The sequence below is a fragment of the uncultured Streptococcus sp. genome, assembly GCF_901875575.1.
Classification (GTDB): Bacteria; Bacillota; Bacilli; order Lactobacillales; family Streptococcaceae; genus Streptococcus.
In genome coordinates this window covers 26,993-42,396 of sequence record NZ_CABFMF010000012.1, presented here as the reverse complement: position 1 = coordinate 42,396, position 15,404 = coordinate 26,993, and the positions used below count along the sequence as shown (strand labels likewise).

Below are 15,404 nucleotides of genomic sequence, written 5' to 3'. Positions count from 1 at the left end.
GGATATCATTGCGGTCTGAAAGGGTAAGGTGTTTATGTTTTGTCATAGTGGACCTCATTTCTAACTCAAACGTCTCACACTTAATTCCACCATAAAAATCCGTTTTAGACCGATTTCCACTTCGGCTAGCCAAGTGGAAGTTACTTTGAGAAGTTACCCCATTACCATTTTTAGTGGATATTACTAAAAATAGCTTGAAAATATTGAGTAAGTATGATAAAATAATAGCTGTCGTGTAAACGATAATACTCATTCTTGATGAATTGTGAAACTGTTGCCCTTGGGTCGTTTCGCAAGTTGAAATCGAGAAGAGGAAAAAACAAAAAGGAGAAATACTCATGGCAGTAATTTCAATGAAACAACTTCTTGAGGCTGGTGTACACTTTGGTCACCAAACTCGTCGCTGGAACCCTAAGATGGCTAAATACATCTTTACTGAACGTAATGGAATCCACGTTATCGACTTGCAACAAACTGTAAAATACGCTGACCAAGCATATGACTTCATGCGTGATGCAGCAGCTAACGATGCAGTTGTATTGTTTGTTGGTACTAAGAAACAAGCAGCTGATGCAGTTGCTGAAGAAGCAGTACGTTCAGGTCAATACTTCATCAACCACCGTTGGTTGGGTGGAACTCTTACTAACTGGGGAACTATTCAAAAACGTATCGCTCGTTTGAAAGAAATCAAACGTATGGAAGAAGATGGAACTTTCGAAGTCCTACCTAAGAAAGAAGTTGCACTTCTTAACAAACAACGTGCACGTCTTGAAAAATTCTTGGGTGGTATCGAAGATATGCCTCGTATCCCAGATGTGATGTACGTAGTTGACCCACATAAAGAGCAAATCGCTGTTAAAGAAGCTAAAAAATTGGGAATCCCAGTTGTAGCGATGGTTGACACAAACACTGATCCAGATGATATCGATGTAATCATCCCAGCTAACGATGACGCTATCCGCGCTGTTAAATTGATCACAGCTAAATTGGCTGACGCTATCATTGAAGGACGTCAAGGTGAAGATGCAGTAGCAGTTGAAGCAGAATTTGCAGCTTCAGAAACTCAAGCAGATTCAATTGAAGAAATCGTTGAAGTTGTAGAAGGCGACAACGCTTAATTTATACAAATAGTAATTACCTAGGAGGGCGGGGCTTAGCCCGGCTCTCCTATTTTTAAAAAATATAGGAGAATCAAAATGGCAGAAATTACAGCTAAACTTGTAAAAGAGTTGCGTGAAAAATCTGGTGCCGGTGTTATGGACGCTAAAAAAGCGCTAGTAGAAACAGACGGTGACATCGAAAAAGCGATTGAATTACTTCGTGAAAAAGGTATGGCTAAGGCGGCTAAGAAAGCTGACCGTGTTGCTGCAGAAGGTTTGACTGGTGTTTATGTTAACGGTAATGTTGCAGCAGTTATTGAAGTAAACGCTGAAACTGACTTCGTTGCGAAAAACGCTCAATTCGTTGAATTGGTAAATACTTCAGCTAAAGTTATTGCTGAAGGAAAACCTGCTAATAATGAAGAAGCACTTGCTTTGACAATGCCTTCAGGTGAAACTCTTGAAGCTGCATACGTATCTGCAACAGCAACTATCGGAGAAAAAATCTCATTCCGTCGCTTTGCATTGATTGAAAAAACAGACGCACAACACTTTGGAGCTTACCAACATAACGGTGGACGTATCGGTGTTATTTCAGTTGTTGAAGGTGGAGACGAAGCACTTGCTAAACAATTATCAATGCACATCGCAGCGATGAAACCAACAGTTCTTTCTTACAAAGAATTGGATGAGCAATTCGTTAAAGATGAATTGGCACAATTGAACCACGTAATCGACCAAGACAACGAAAGCCGTGCAATGGTTAACAAACCAGCTCTTCCACACTTGAAGTATGGATCAAAAGCTCAATTGACTGATGAAGTAATTGCACAAGCTGAAGAAGCTATCAAAGCTGAATTGGCTGCAGAAGGTAAACCTGAAAAAATTTGGGATAAAATCATTCCAGGTAAAATGGACCGCTTCATGCTTGACAACACTAAAGTTGACCAAGCATACACACTTCTTGCACAAGTTTACATCATGGATGATAGCAAGACAGTTGAAGCATACCTTGAATCAGTTAACGCTTCAGTAGTTGAGTTTGCTCGCTTTGAAGTTGGTGAAGGTATCGAGAAAGCTGCAAACGACTTCGAAGCTGAAGTTGCAGCTACAATGGCAGCAGCCTTGAATAACTAATAATAAAAAGGAAGCCAAATTGCTTCCTTTTTATTATTAGTTATATAGTAGATTCCTATAGGGAAAGTTAAGATAAACAAAAAGCCCTATAATAAGGGCTAAATGTATTTAGGAGACTACACTTCAAATTCATAGAGTGCTGTAGAAAGATAACGTTCGCCGTTATCTGGTGCTAGAGCAAGGACTTTCTTACCTGTACCTAATTTTTTAGCAACTTCAATTGCTCCGTAGATAGCTGCAGCTGAAGAAATACCAACAAGGAATCCTTCTTTTCCGCCAATCTCACGGCCAAGTGCCAGAGCGTCGTCTGATGTTACACGAACAATACCATCATAGGCGTTTGTATCAAGTGTATCAGGAATAAATCCAGCTGAGATACCTTGAATTTTGTGAGGACCAGGTTTTTCACCAGATAGAATAGCAGATTCATCTGCTTCTACTGCATAAACTTGAATACCTGAATTTGCTGTTTTGAGTGCATGAGAAACACCAGAAATTGTTCCACCGGTACCAACTCCAGCAACAAAGGCATCTAATCCATCTTTACCGAAAGCAGCTAGTACCTCAGCTCCTGTTGTTCTTTCGTGTACTTCTGGATTAGCTGGATTGTCAAATTGAAGAGGAAGGAAACCATCACGTTCAGCAGCGATTTCTTGAGCCTTAGCAATAGCACCTTTCATTCCTTCGCTACCGGGAGTTAGGACGAGTTCAGCACCATAAGCTTGGATAATTTTACGTCGTTCTACACTCATAGTTTCAGGCATAACGATGACAACTTTATACCCTTTAGCAGCACCTACCCATGAAAGTCCAATACCAGTGTTTCCACTTGTTGCTTCAACAATAGTAGCACCAGGTTTTAGAATTCCATCGTATTCTGCTTTTTCAATCATGCTGAGAGCGATACGGTCTTTTACAGATGAACCCGGATTAAATGCTTCAAGCTTTACATAGACATCCGCAGCACCTTCTGGCACTATGTTGTTGAGTTTAACAATCGGAGTTTGACCGATTAATTCAGTAATGTTGTTATAAATAGACATATGAATACCTCTTTGTATAAGATATCTCTAGTATAACGCTATCTATACCATTTGTAAAATATAGAAATCCTATCGAAGTGATAGGATTTTTTTATATCAGAAGTCTAAGCCATTAATTTTCAAGCGATTGTGATAAGCTAATTCTAGCAAATATGTATAAAGTGGAATGATATCTGTTTTTTTAGGGAATTCAAATTTATGAGAACTAAAATGCTCATTATGTGCTTTTAGAAAGACATTTTCTAAATAAGTAATAGTAATTTCACTATCATCTATACCTGCTCCTGCAGTTTCCATTTCAACGTTAACAATGTTCATCAAAAAGATTGATTTAACGGACATCTTACGTCCAGTAGCGCCTTGTTTATCTGTAAAGATAATACGGATATTTGTAAATATAATTGAGTCACGAATCAGTTTATATCCACTTTGAATTTCTTCATTTTCTAGTAGATATTGTCCATATTCTTTGATAAGAGTTTCTTTGTTTTGCTCGCTAAAGTTACCAGCGAGCCCTTGAATGAATTTTCCAAATGCCATATTTTTCTCCTTTGTTTACAGTAAGTTTACAGGAACTTCAACTTCTCGTAAACCTTGATCAGTTAAAGTAACTTTTCCATTAAAAAACTCCACCAGTGCAGCTTTAATATTTTCTTTTTCTTCTTTATCGACATAAATCATCGTATCGACTTGATCTGTGAAGTTTGTTTCTAGTTCTATGAGATTATGTTCTTTAAGGAAATTACCATATTCTTGGTACTGAGCGTAAGACATTTGAATAGCAATGCCAGCCTGCTCTTTGATTTCGATGATACCAATTTCCTTGACGGCTAAGGCCACACTGCCCGCGTAAGCACGAATCAATCCTCCAGCGCCCAGTTTAATGCCACCAAAGTAGCGTGTTACTACCACACAGATATTGGTAAGATTGTGATTTTCTAGTACCCCAAGCATGGGAACACCAGCAGTACCACTGGGCTCACCATCATCACTTGTACGTTTAATTTCACTACGTTCACCAATAATGAAGGCAGAGCAGTTATGCGTAGCTTTGTAGTGTTCTTTTTTGATGGCAGTAATGAAGTCGCGAGCCTCTTCTTCGCTATAAATACGCTTGGCATGACAGATAAAGCGTGATTTTTTGATTTCTTCTTGGACTTGACCGTCCTCTTTAATTGTTCTAAATTCCATGATTTAATTGTACTAAAAAATTATCTAAAGTGCTAGGTTTTACGAATAAAGAAGTATGAAAGTAAATCCAAATTATCTCGGTCGTTTATTTACTGAGAATGAATTGTCAGAAGAGGACCGTCAGTTGGCGGAGAAACTTCCAGCAATGAGAAAGGAGAAGGGAAAACTTTTCTGTCAACGTTGTAATAGTCCTATTTTAGAAGAATGGTATTTGCCCATCGATGCTTACTATTGTAGGGAGTGTTTACTGATGAAGCGAGTTAGGAGTGATCAAGCTTTATACTATTTTCCGCAGGAGGATTTTCCAAAGCAAGATGTTCTTAAATGGCGTGGTCAATTAACCCCTTTTCAAGATATGGTATCAAAAGGATTACTCCAAGCAGTAGATAAAAAGGAAGAAATCTTGGTTCATGCGGTGACGGGAGCTGGAAAGACGGAAATGATTTATCAAGTTGTGGCTAAAGTCATTAATGCTGGTGGTGCGGTATGTTTGGCCAGTCCGAGAATAGATGTTTGTTTAGAGTTATATAAGAGACTACAGAATGATTTTTTTTGTGATATATCTCTATTACATGGAGAGTCAGATCCCTATTTTCGAACACCGTTAGTTGTTGCAACAACACATCAATTATTAAAGTTTTATCAAGCTTTCGATTTACTGATAGTGGATGAAGTAGATGCTTTCCCTTATGTTGACAATCCAATACTTTACCATGCTGTAAATAATAGTGTAAAGGAGAATGGAATGAGAATCTTTTTAACAGCTACATCTACCGATGAGTTAGATAAAAAAGTTCAAATAGGAGAGTTAAAAAGGCTAAGTTTGCCGAGGCGATTTCATGGTAATCCTTTGATTATTCCTAAACCAGTTTGGTTGTCTGATTTTGAAAGATATTTAGATAAGGGATGTTTGTCACCAAAGTTAAAAGCCTATATTGATAAACAGAGAAGTACTGGTTTTCCATTGCTACTTTTTGCATCAGAAATTGAGAAAGGAAAGAAATTAAAAGAAGTTTTGCAGAAGGAATTTCCTCGTGAGAAAATTGGTTTTGTGTCCTCAGTTACGGAAGATCGATTAGAGCAGGTACAAGCATTTAGAGATGGGGCACTGACCATACTCATCAGTACAACTATTCTAGAGCGTGGAGTGACTTTTCCTCGTGTAGATGTTTTTGTAGTAGAAGCGAATCATTGTCTTTTTACCAAGTCTAGTTTAATACAGATTGGAGGACGTGTCGGTCGGAGTATGGACAGACCAACAGGAGAATTGGTTTTCTTTCATGACGGTTTGAATGTCTCCATTAAGAAAGCTATTAAAGAGATTAAACAGATGAATAAGGAGGCAGGTTTGTGAGCTGCTTGTTATGTGGACAGAGTATCAAGAATGATTTAACTTTTAGAAGTTTATTACTTTTAAAGAATAAAGAAAATAATGTTTGCCTAGATTGTTTATCTGTATTTGAGAAAATTAGTGAAGAGCACTGCCCAAACTGTATGAAAATTGGCGTGTCAACTAAGTGTCAAGATTGTCAATATTGGTGTAAAGAAGGGCTACGAGTGGATCATCAGGCTATTTTTATCTATAATCAAGCTATGAAAGATTTTTTTAGTCGATATAAGTTTGATGGGGACTATCTACTAAGAAAAGTTTTCACATCATATTTATCTGAGGAATTCAGAAAGTATAAGGGTTATCAATTTGTAGTCGTTCCTTTAAGTTCTGAAAGATATTATAATAGAGGCTTTAATCAGGTTATTGGCTTGGTGGAGGCGGCAGGATATTCATACAGGGATATACTAGGTAAGAGAGACGAAAAGGCTAGTTCTTCTAAAAATCGTTTGGAACGTTTGGCTACGAAACTTCCTTTTTTTATCAAAAATGATGTAGATATTCCCAAGAAAATATTACTTATAGATGATATTTATACTACAGGTTCAACGGTCAATCGTATTAAGAGAATGTTGGAAGAAGCAGGCGCTGAAGATGTAAAAACATTTTCGCTTGCAAGATGAGGAAAAAATTGCAAAATTAAGATGAAAGCGTTATAATAAAAATATAAAAACAAAAATGTTTAGAAAGAAGGTACTCATATGATTAAATATAGTATCCGTGGTGAAAACCTAGAAGTAACAGAAGCAATTCGTGATTATGTAGTTTCTAAACTCGAAAAGATCGAAAAGTACTTTCAAGCAGAACAAGAACTTGATGCTCGGATTAATTTGAAAGTGTATCGTGAAAAAACTGCTAAAGTAGAAGTAACAATTCCACTTGGATCTATTACTCTTCGTGCAGAAGATGTCTCTCAAGATATGTATGGATCAATTGATCTTGTAACAGATAAGATTGACCGTCAAATTCGTAAAAATAAAACTAAAATCGAACGTAAAAATAAAAATAAAGTTTCAAAAAGTCAATTATTTACAGATGCTTTGGTTGAAGATTCAAATGTTGTTCAGTCTAGAGTTGTTCGTTCAAAACAAATTGATTTAAAACCAATGGATTTGGAAGAAGCAATTCTGCAAATGGATTTATTGGGTCATGATTTCTTTATCTTTGTAGATGTTGAGGATCATACAACGAATGTTATTTATCGTCGCGAGGATGGTGAAATTGGTTTACTAGAAGTTAAAGAATCGTAATATTTTGTAAAAATTTTTTGGCCCAGAGCCAAAACCGAAGAGAACCAATAGGTTTCTCTTCTTTTTGTTGTTCAGATTACTATGATGTAAATATAGAAGGTTTGTACAAACTTATCTTGTTTCATAGTAATGGTTTAGACTGATTTTTCGAACTTACTGATATGGTTTAGAAAATAAAATAGTTATGTCAGATGCTTTTATTCCTCTTGTATTTGTGATATAATTAACCAGTAAATGATTTAGTGATAAATTTTGCTATTCTATTTTGAAATAAAGAAAGCATTAGGAAAGGAGTAAGATATGAGACAGCTAGCTAAGGATATTGATAGCTTTTTGAACGAGGTGATTTTGCAAGCTGAAAATCAGCATGAAATATTGATAGGGAACTGTACTAGCGATGTTGCTTTAACCAATACCCAGGAGCATATTCTCATGCTCTTGTCAGAGGAGTCTTTAACTAATTCAGACTTAGCTCGTCGTTTAAATGTTAGCCAGGCAGCCGTAACCAAGGCTATTAAATCTTTGGTCAAAGAAGGGATGCTTGAGACGTCTAAGGATCCTAATGATGCGCGTGTTATCTTTTATCAGTTGACAGATATGGCTCGTCCGATTGCTGAAGAACATCATCACCACCATGAGCATACACTTTTAACCTATGAACAAGTAGCGATTAAGTTTACTCCAAATGAACAAAAAGTGATTCAGCGATTTTTGACTGCCTTAGTAGGAGAAATTAAATAATGCGATATATTACAGTAGAGGATTTATCCTTCTATTATGATAAGGAGCCGGTTCTGGAACATATCAACTACAGTGTTGATAGTGGAGAATTTGTGACTTTAACTGGAGAAAATGGAGCTGCCAAGACGACGCTAATCAAGGCTAGTCTGGGGATCCTTCAACCACGCATTGGAAAGGTGAGCATTTCAAAGACAAATACGCAAGGTAAGAAATTGAGAATAGCCTATCTTCCTCAACAGATTGCCAGTTTTAATGCTGGTTTTCCAAGTACGGTTTATGAATTTGTCAAGTCGGGTCGCTATCCGCGAAAGGGTTGGTTCCGTCGCCTGAATGCTCATGATGAGGAGCATATCAAGGCCAGTTTGGATTCAGTTGGCATGTGGGAACATCGAGACAAACGCTTGGGGTCTCTATCTGGAGGGCAAAAGCAGCGAGCGGTGATTGCGCGTATGTTTGCTTCTGACCCAGATGTGTTTATCCTAGATGAGCCGACAACGGGTATGGATGCAGGAAGTAAAAATGAATTTTACGAACTCATGCACCACAGTGCCCATCATCATGGCAAAGCTGTTTTGATGATTACCCATGATCCTGAAGAAGTTAAGGACTATGCGGACCGCAATATTCATCTGGTCCGTAATCAAGATTCACCATGGCGTTGCTTTAATGTTCATGCGAATGATCAGGAGGTAGGCAATGCTTAGTTTATTATCTTATGACTTTATGCAGCGTGCCTTTCTGGCTGTTATCGCTATGAGTCTTTTCTCGCCAGTATTGGGAACCTTCCTTATCTTGCGTCGTCAGAGTTTGATGAGTGATACTCTTAGTCACGTCTCGCTTTCGGGTGTAGCTTTTGGTCTGGTTCTGGGGATTTCTCCGACTATTTCCACTATTGCTATTGTCTTGATTGCGGCGATCTTTCTGGAGTATCTTCGTACGGTTTACAAGAGCTTTATGGAAATCGGGACAGCTATCCTCATGTCAACAGGTCTGGCTGTTTCTCTGATTGTCATGAGCAAGGGGAAAAGCTCGAGTTCGATGAGTTTGGACCAGTACCTTTTTGGTTCAATCGTGACTATCAGCGAAGAGCAAGTCATTTCCCTCTTTGTTATTGCGGCGGTTGTCTTGATTTTGACCTTCCTTTTCCTTCGTCCAATGTATATCTTGACTTTTGATGAGGATACGGCTTTTGTGGATGGCTTGCCAGTTCGTACCATGTCCATTCTTTTTAACATGGTGACGGGGGTGGCCATTGCCCTTATGATTCCAGCTGCAGGAGCTCTTCTGGTATCGACCATTATGGTCTTGCCAGCTAGTATTGCCCTGCGTCTGGGTAAAAACTTTAAATCGGTTATGCTGCTTGCCAGTGCGATTGGATTTTTGGGAATGGTAGCAGGTCTTTACATTTCCTACTATGCAGAAACACCTGCAAGTGCAAGTATAACGATTATCTTTGTAAGTGTCTTTTTGCTAATCAGTTTAGCTAAACGATTTATCAAATAGGAGAATGACATGAAAAAAATTAGCCTATTGCTAGCCAGTCTATGTGCTCTGTTTTTGGTAGCTTGTTCCAATCAAAAACAGGCAGATGGCAAATTAAATATTGTGACAACCTTTTACCCTGTCTATGAATTTACCAAGCAAGTCGCAGGAGATACGGCTAATGTAGAACTCCTAATTGGTGCTGGGACAGAGCCCCATGAATATGAACCATCTGCCAAGGCAATTGCTAAAATCCAAGACGCAGATACCTTCGTTTATGAAAATGAAAACATGGAAACATGGGTACCTAAATTGCTAGATACTTTGGATAAGAAAAAAGTGAACACCATTAAGGCGACAGGCGATATGTTGCTTTTGCCAGGTGGTGAGGAAGAAGAGGAAGATCATGATCACGGTGGTGAAGGTCACCATCATGACTACGATCCCCATGTTTGGTTATCACCAGTCCGTGCCATTAAACTATTAGAGCACATCCGTGATAGCTTGTCAGCAGATTATCCTGATAAAAAAGAGACCTTTGAGAAGAATGCTGCTGCCTATATCGAAAAATTGCAAGCCTTGGATAAGACTTATGCAGAAGGTTTGTCTCAAGCAAAACAAAAGAGCTTTGTGACTCAACACGCAGCTTTTAACTATCTTGCCTTAGATTATGGGCTCAAACAAGTCGCTATCTCAGGACTTTCTCCAGATGCCGAGCCATCAGCTGCTCGTTTGGCAGAATTGACAGAGTACGTTAAGAAAAATAAAATCGCCTATATCTACTTTGAAGAAAATGCTTCACAAGCCCTTGCTAATACGCTTTCAAAAGAGGCAGGTGTCAAAACAGATGTCCTCAATCCTTTAGAAAGTTTGACAGAAGAGGACACTAAGGCTGGAGAAAACTACATTTCCGTGATGGAGAAAAACCTCAAGGCTCTAAAACAAACAACAGACCAAGAAGGTTCAGCTATCGAACCTGAAAAGGCAGAGGATACGAAGACAGTTCAAAATGGTTATTTCGAGGATGCAGCTGTCAAGGACCGCACCTTGAGTGACTATGCAGGTAACTGGCAATCAGTTTATCCTTTCCTTGAAGATGGTACGTTTGATCAAGTCTTTGACTACAAGGCCAAGTTGACTGGTAAGATGACTCAGGCTGAGTACAAGGCCTACTATACAAAAGGCTATCAGACAGATGTGACGAAGATTAACATCACTGATAACACTATGGAATTTGTTCAAGGTGGACAAAGTAAGAAACATACTTATAAGTATGTTGGAAAGAAAATTTTGACTTACAAGAAAGGCAATCGTGGCGTGCGCTTCCTTTTTGAAGCCACAGATGCGAATGCTGGACAATTCAAGTATGTTCAGTTTAGTGACCACAATATCGCCCCAGTTAAGGCAGAACATTTCCATATCTTCTTTGGAGGCACAAGCCAAGAAGCCCTCTTTGAAGAAATGGATAACTGGCCAACCTACTACCCAGATAACCTATCTGGACAAGAAATCGCCCAAGAAATGTTGGCGCATTGATGAGAAATCGACTAGTTCATAAGAGCTAGGCGGTTTTTGGATACTAGATGGCTAATTTCATTATAGATCTTTCAGAACTTTAAACAATAAATAAAACTCTTGAAATCTTAGCGCTTGTGTGTTAAAATGAATTTAATGGGTAAGGTTCATTAGAACACCAAATCCCTTAACTATGCCAGTAGTTAAGGGATTTTTTGACGTATCTTAGCGATTTAACGGGTGTTTACAGGCTAGTCATTCGGTCTACTTCTTACTATCTAGCCATTTGCAGACGAAATACAAGATAATTCCTGCGATGACGTCCGCTACAATAGTAAGAACGAGCTCTGGGGCAAGGTTCATTAGTTTCACCTCCTCTCACGAACCGTAAGGAACGTAATCGGTAACCGATGACAAAAATAGTATACCACACTACATTCAGATCATCAAGGTCACTTAATTCTTGAAATATCAGATTGCGGTTCACTGCAATGATGTTTTTTGTGAGACTTTTAAAGGGTTTAACCGTTACTTGTTTCGTTTCTTTGTCCACGGTTTTAAAAGCTCAGATAGTATGTTGATAAGCCATGAAGCTAGAAATACTGTAAGTAAAGTTTCTAGCATATGTACAACTTCTTTTATTAAATTGAGGGGCGAAAACAGAGGGTTTTCGCAAGTCCTCGTATATTATAATTGCAAAATCTGTTCGACTTGCTTTGTTTACTGATGGAAAAGAATCTCATAAATGATAGTCAAACTCCACTCCTTTAAAAAGATTTGTTAAATAATTCACAAATAATTGAAAACGGATACAAAAAGTAATATAATGTGGTTAAATAAATAGCGCAAAGCGCAGGAGGAAATGCATATGGCTACATTTTATGTTCCAGCAGTAAACCTGATTGGTAAAGGTGTCGTAAATGAGATTGGTCCTTATATTAAGGAACTCGGCTATAAAAAGGCACTTTTGGTGACAGATAAGTTCATCGAGACAAGTGATATTTTACCTAAAGTCTTAAAACCACTAGATGCTGAAGGCATTGAATATGTGATTTATAGCGATGTGGAACCTAATCCGACTTGTAAAAATGTTACAGATGGTGTACGTACCTTGCAAGAAAACAAATGTGATTTCATCATTAGTATTGGGGGTGGATCACCACAGGATGCGGCTAGTTGTATTTCCATCATCGCAACAAATGGTGGATCACCACAGGATTATGAAGGGCTCCATAAGTCTACTAAAAAAGGCTTGCCAGTTGTTGCTATCAATACAACCGCAGGAACTTCTGCAGAGATTACGATTAACTACGTGATTACTGATGAAGAACGCAAGGTTAAAATGGTCATGGTTGATAAAAATAGTCTTGCTCTTATATCAGTCAATGATCCAGAGCTCATGCTTTCTAAACCGAAAGATTTAACTGCAGCGACAGGTATGGATGCTCTTACTCACGCTGTAGAAGCCTTGGTAACACCAGGGGCATATGATGTAACCAAAAAACTCTCTATTGGGGCGATTGAACTTATCAAGGAATACCTTCCTCGTGCCGTAGCAAACGGACATGATATTGAAGCGCGTGAAGCCATGGTCAATGCGATTTTCCTCGGTGGTATGAGCTTTAACAATGCTGGTCTCGGCTATGTTCATTCAATGGCTCACCAACTTGGTGCAGTCTATAACCTACCTCATGGAGTTTGTTGTGCTATGCTTCTTCCAGTTGTGGAACGTGAAAATGCTAAACGTGTACCATTAGCTTTCCGTAATGTAGCCAAAGCCTTGGGTCTCCATATTGAAGGCAAAACAGATGAAGAGTGTGCCTCTTATGCCATTACTGAGATTGAAAAACTCTCTGAGACTGTAGGTATTCCTAAGAAACTTACTGAACTTGGTATCGAAGAAAAAGACTTTGATTTTGAATACCTTTCTAAAAATGCCTTGATTGACGCCTGTGCACCAGGTAATCCATTTATGCCAACTTTGGAAGAAACGATTGCCTTTTATAAAGAGTTGTTTTAGTTAGGAATTAGACTAAAACAGGACAATTCAGCTCCAAATATTGACATTTCAAGAAAAATCGCAGTAAAAACTGCCTCTCCTTCTTTAAATGTGTTATAATACAGGAAATATAACGATGGAGGTCACAATGATGACAGCTTTTTTCATAATTTTTGTGGTGGTTTGTGTGCTTCTCTTGGGGCTAATCATGCTGAGTACAGTTTATGTAGTCCGTCAGCAATCAGTAGCAATTATTGAGCGTTTTGGAAAATACCAAAAGACTGCTAATAGTGGGATTCATCTGAGAATGCCTTTTGGAATTGATTCAATTGCAGCTCGAATCCAATTGCGTTTATTGCAGAGTGATATTGTAGTTGAAACCAAGACCAAGGATAATGTTTTCGTCATGTTAAATGTGGCGACTCAGTATCGTGTGAATGAGCAGAGCGTGACAGACGCTTACTATAAATTGACACGTCCAGAATCTCAGATCAAGTCTTATATCGAAGATGCGCTTCGTTCTTCTGTTCCTAAATTAACCTTGGATGAGTTGTTTGAGAAAAAAGACGAAATTGCCCTTGAGGTACAACATCAAGTGGCTGATGAAATGACAACTTACGGATATGTTATTGTCAAAACCTTGATTACAAAGGTAGAGCCGGACGCAGAAGTCAAGCAGTCTATGAATGAAATCAATGCGGCCCAACGCAAGCGGGTTGCTGCGCAAGAATTAGCGGAAGCAGATAAGATTAAAATCGTCACTGCAGCTGAAGCCGAAGCAGAAAAAGATCGCCTTCATGGGGTAGGGATTGCCCAACAACGGAAGGCCATTGTAGACGGATTGGCAGAGTCTATCACAGAACTCAAGGAAGCCAATGTTGGCATGACAGAAGAGCAAATCATGTCCATCCTCTTGACCAACCAGTATTTGGACACCTTGAATACCTTTGCTTCTAAAGGAAATCAAACTATCTTTTTACCAAATACTCCAAATGGTGTGGATGATATTCGTACACAACTCTTGTCAGCTCTCCGTGCTGATAAGAAGATGTGATGAAAAGAATGTTATATTATTAAATCTTTATCAGTCGATTTTATGAATCTTAAAATAGTGAGCAATTACAATTCTGTATAACAGAAAAATTGTAGTTGTTCGCTATTTGTTTTTGTATTAGGCTCTTTTTGGGGGATTTTTACCAGGTTATCCTCAACCTCATCGGTTACTTGCTTTCGTGGTATCTACTATCGTCCCGATAAGCAGTGGATTGGGTATAAACGTTGCGTATAAAATATTGAACAGTCAGACTATGGAAATAATCTACAGTTATGGGGAAATAGCAACAGATTCCTGGGTTGCAGATAGAAACCGGCTAACCTATGCAGGTCAGTTTATTTGGATAGGAGTAGATTATATCTGTGAACTGACTCCTTGGTACTCTCAAAATGAGACTCTGGTTAAAAGATCTTGTTTTGGTATTGTCGATACACCAGGAATTCCTACAAATGCTTCTTATCTCTATCAAAGTTAATGGGTTGACAGTAGTCATCCTATGGTTGGCATTCTTCCTCATTGGAATTGGGAAATCCACAAAAGTTATCAACAAGTTGTGGATAAGTATGGAGATATCCTTGTTGGAGTTTATTCAAATGCCCTGTCTGTAGAGGTTTTTCAATGGAGAATTCCAGAGAGAAAAAACCTTCCAGGAAAAAGATTCCATCTGGTAGAAGATAGGGTAGTAGTTGCAGGTAAGCCAGTCAAGATTGGCTTACGTTCAGAGAGGTCACAACTGGATGCATATGGTCAAGATCTCCTCTATCTTTATTTGATTTTTTGGACTAAGATGGGAACTGGGTACCAAGTGTATTTAATCAGCTTCATTTTTAGATTGAAGAACTTACTTGGATTATGGGTGTAGATAATGACAGACAAGCTAGTAGCGAACGCTATCAAGCTCAGAAAATAGTTGCTTTAAAGTCAAGGCCTTCCATGGCAGAGAACTTGTTCTGGTTTAGAGTTTGGATCAAGCTGGACAAGTAAAAGTCAAAGCCCGTACCCTTGGATTAGAGATCGCAATTTTTGAATTCTCAGTAGGGCAAGTAGAGCAATGCTCTTCACTTGGACAGGAAACAAGATTTGATATTCGGGTGGAAAATCCGCTAGCTATAAAAGAAGGGGATAGGAAGGCAATTAGATTTTATCCACAAACTGTGGATAACTTTGTGAATAAAATAGGAGATAGCCAAGTTCTTTGAGTCTGTGTTGGTAGTAGGCAAGCTGTCATTAATCACGTGTTTCTAGATTGTTTATCAGCAGGAGATTTATATATTTGGCAGTTTATTAATATCAAATCTATTAACTTCATTTGTAGGTCGCAGAAAGTTCTACTTTACAAGATTCTGTCTCTGTAAGACCGATTCGTATCTATAGGGGAAAAGATTCTTATCCAAATTTTCTTTTTCCATTTTGGTCCTAATACTTTTTATGATCAGGAATGGAGAGATCAGTAGGAACTTGAATGTTTTAATCTAGTAAAATTAGATGCCCGTGGTTACTAC

Annotated in this window: 18 protein-coding genes; 14 read left to right on the top strand and 4 right to left on the bottom strand. The window is 38.5% G+C overall.

Annotated features, from left to right (window positions below):
* Positions 1-253, bottom strand: a 253-nt coding sequence (locus QZ114_RS05130) for a hypothetical protein (protein WP_295500508.1), incomplete at its 3' end; no start/stop codon positions are given.
* Positions 254-338: 85 nt separating this feature from the next.
* Between QZ114_RS05130 and rpsB the strand changes: the two genes are divergently transcribed.
* Entirely contained in the window at positions 339-1,118 is a 780-nt protein-coding gene (gene rpsB, locus QZ114_RS05125) for a 30S ribosomal protein S2 (protein ID WP_000268466.1), read from the top strand.
* A 78-nt stretch (positions 1,119-1,196) separates the two neighbouring features.
* A complete protein-coding gene (gene tsf / locus QZ114_RS05120) occupies positions 1,197-2,237 on the top strand; it encodes a translation elongation factor Ts (protein WP_295500402.1) in 1,041 nt (346 codons plus the stop codon).
* A gap of 116 nt (positions 2,238-2,353) precedes the next feature.
* On the opposite strand, the gene cysK is transcribed toward tsf, so the two are convergent.
* The 3 genes from cysK to QZ114_RS05105 all read right to left on the bottom strand — a co-directional run bounded on the left by cysK (position 2,354) and on the right by QZ114_RS05105 (position 4,471).
* The gene (cysK, locus tag QZ114_RS05115) at positions 2,354-3,280 is read right to left on the bottom strand and encodes a cysteine synthase A (protein ID WP_295500399.1); all 927 of its coding nucleotides are present in this window, start codon (positions 3,278-3,280) and stop codon (positions 2,354-2,356) included.
* A gap of 96 nt (positions 3,281-3,376) precedes the next feature.
* Positions 3,377-3,820 (bottom strand): PH domain-containing protein, encoded by a 444-nt coding sequence (locus tag QZ114_RS05110; RefSeq protein ID WP_295500396.1) that lies wholly within the window; start codon positions 3,818-3,820, stop codon positions 3,377-3,379.
* 15 nt (positions 3,821-3,835) lie between these two features.
* Positions 3,836-4,471: a YigZ family protein gene (locus QZ114_RS05105; protein WP_295500392.1), complete on the bottom strand. Its 636-nt coding sequence runs from the start codon at positions 4,469-4,471 to the stop codon at positions 3,836-3,838.
* A gap of 55 nt (positions 4,472-4,526) precedes the next feature.
* Here QZ114_RS05105 and QZ114_RS05100 point away from each other — a divergent pair, with 55 nt between their 5' ends.
* From QZ114_RS05100 to QZ114_RS05045, 12 genes are all read left to right on the top strand, one after another.
* Positions 4,527-5,825, top strand: coding sequence for a DEAD/DEAH box helicase (locus QZ114_RS05100; RefSeq protein ID WP_295500389.1), 1,299 nt, complete (start codon positions 4,527-4,529; stop codon positions 5,823-5,825).
* Complete coding sequence (locus QZ114_RS05095) at positions 5,822-6,484, top strand: ComF family protein (RefSeq protein WP_295500386.1); 663 nt, start codon at positions 5,822-5,824, stop codon at positions 6,482-6,484. The genes QZ114_RS05100 and QZ114_RS05095 overlap by 4 nt, the downstream gene beginning before the upstream one ends.
* Positions 6,485-6,562: 78 nt before the next feature.
* On the top strand, positions 6,563-7,111 hold the full coding sequence (raiA, locus tag QZ114_RS05090) for a ribosome hibernation-promoting factor, HPF/YfiA family (protein WP_295500383.1): 549 nt from the start codon (positions 6,563-6,565) through the stop codon (positions 7,109-7,111).
* A 300-nt stretch (positions 7,112-7,411) separates the two neighbouring features.
* Positions 7,412-7,852, top strand: coding sequence for a zinc-dependent transcriptional regulator AdcR (gene adcR / locus QZ114_RS05085; protein ID WP_295500380.1), 441 nt, complete (start codon positions 7,412-7,414; stop codon positions 7,850-7,852).
* Positions 7,852-8,556: a metal ABC transporter ATP-binding protein gene (locus tag QZ114_RS05080; protein WP_295500377.1), complete on the top strand. Its 705-nt coding sequence runs from the start codon at positions 7,852-7,854 to the stop codon at positions 8,554-8,556. The genes adcR and QZ114_RS05080 overlap by 1 nt, the downstream gene beginning before the upstream one ends.
* Positions 8,549-9,355, top strand: coding sequence for a metal ABC transporter permease (locus QZ114_RS05075; protein WP_295500375.1), 807 nt, complete (start codon positions 8,549-8,551; stop codon positions 9,353-9,355). Before QZ114_RS05080 ends, QZ114_RS05075 begins: the two co-directional genes overlap by 8 nt.
* Before the next feature lie 9 nt (positions 9,356-9,364).
* On the top strand, positions 9,365-10,870 hold the full coding sequence (gene adcA, locus QZ114_RS05070; RefSeq protein WP_295500372.1) for a zinc ABC transporter substrate-binding lipoprotein AdcA: 1,506 nt from the start codon (positions 9,365-9,367) through the stop codon (positions 10,868-10,870).
* 847 nt (positions 10,871-11,717) lie between these two features.
* Entirely contained in the window at positions 11,718-12,869 is a 1,152-nt protein-coding gene (locus QZ114_RS05065) for an iron-containing alcohol dehydrogenase (protein ID WP_295500369.1), read from the top strand.
* A gap of 130 nt (positions 12,870-12,999) precedes the next feature.
* A complete protein-coding gene (locus QZ114_RS05060) occupies positions 13,000-13,902 on the top strand; it encodes an SPFH domain-containing protein (protein WP_295500513.1) in 903 nt (300 codons plus the stop codon).
* A gap of 253 nt (positions 13,903-14,155) precedes the next feature.
* The gene (locus tag QZ114_RS05055) at positions 14,156-14,377 is read left to right on the top strand and encodes a hypothetical protein (RefSeq protein ID WP_295500365.1); all 222 of its coding nucleotides are present in this window, start codon (positions 14,156-14,158) and stop codon (positions 14,375-14,377) included.
* Positions 14,378-14,398: 21 nt separating this feature from the next.
* Positions 14,399-14,764, top strand: a complete 366-nt coding sequence (locus tag QZ114_RS05050; protein WP_295500362.1) for a hypothetical protein — start codon at positions 14,399-14,401, stop codon at positions 14,762-14,764.
* Positions 14,765-14,864: 100 nt separating this feature from the next.
* Entirely contained in the window at positions 14,865-15,101 is a 237-nt protein-coding gene (locus QZ114_RS05045; protein ID WP_295500359.1) for a hypothetical protein, read from the top strand.
* Positions 15,102-15,404 lie beyond the last annotated feature (303 nt).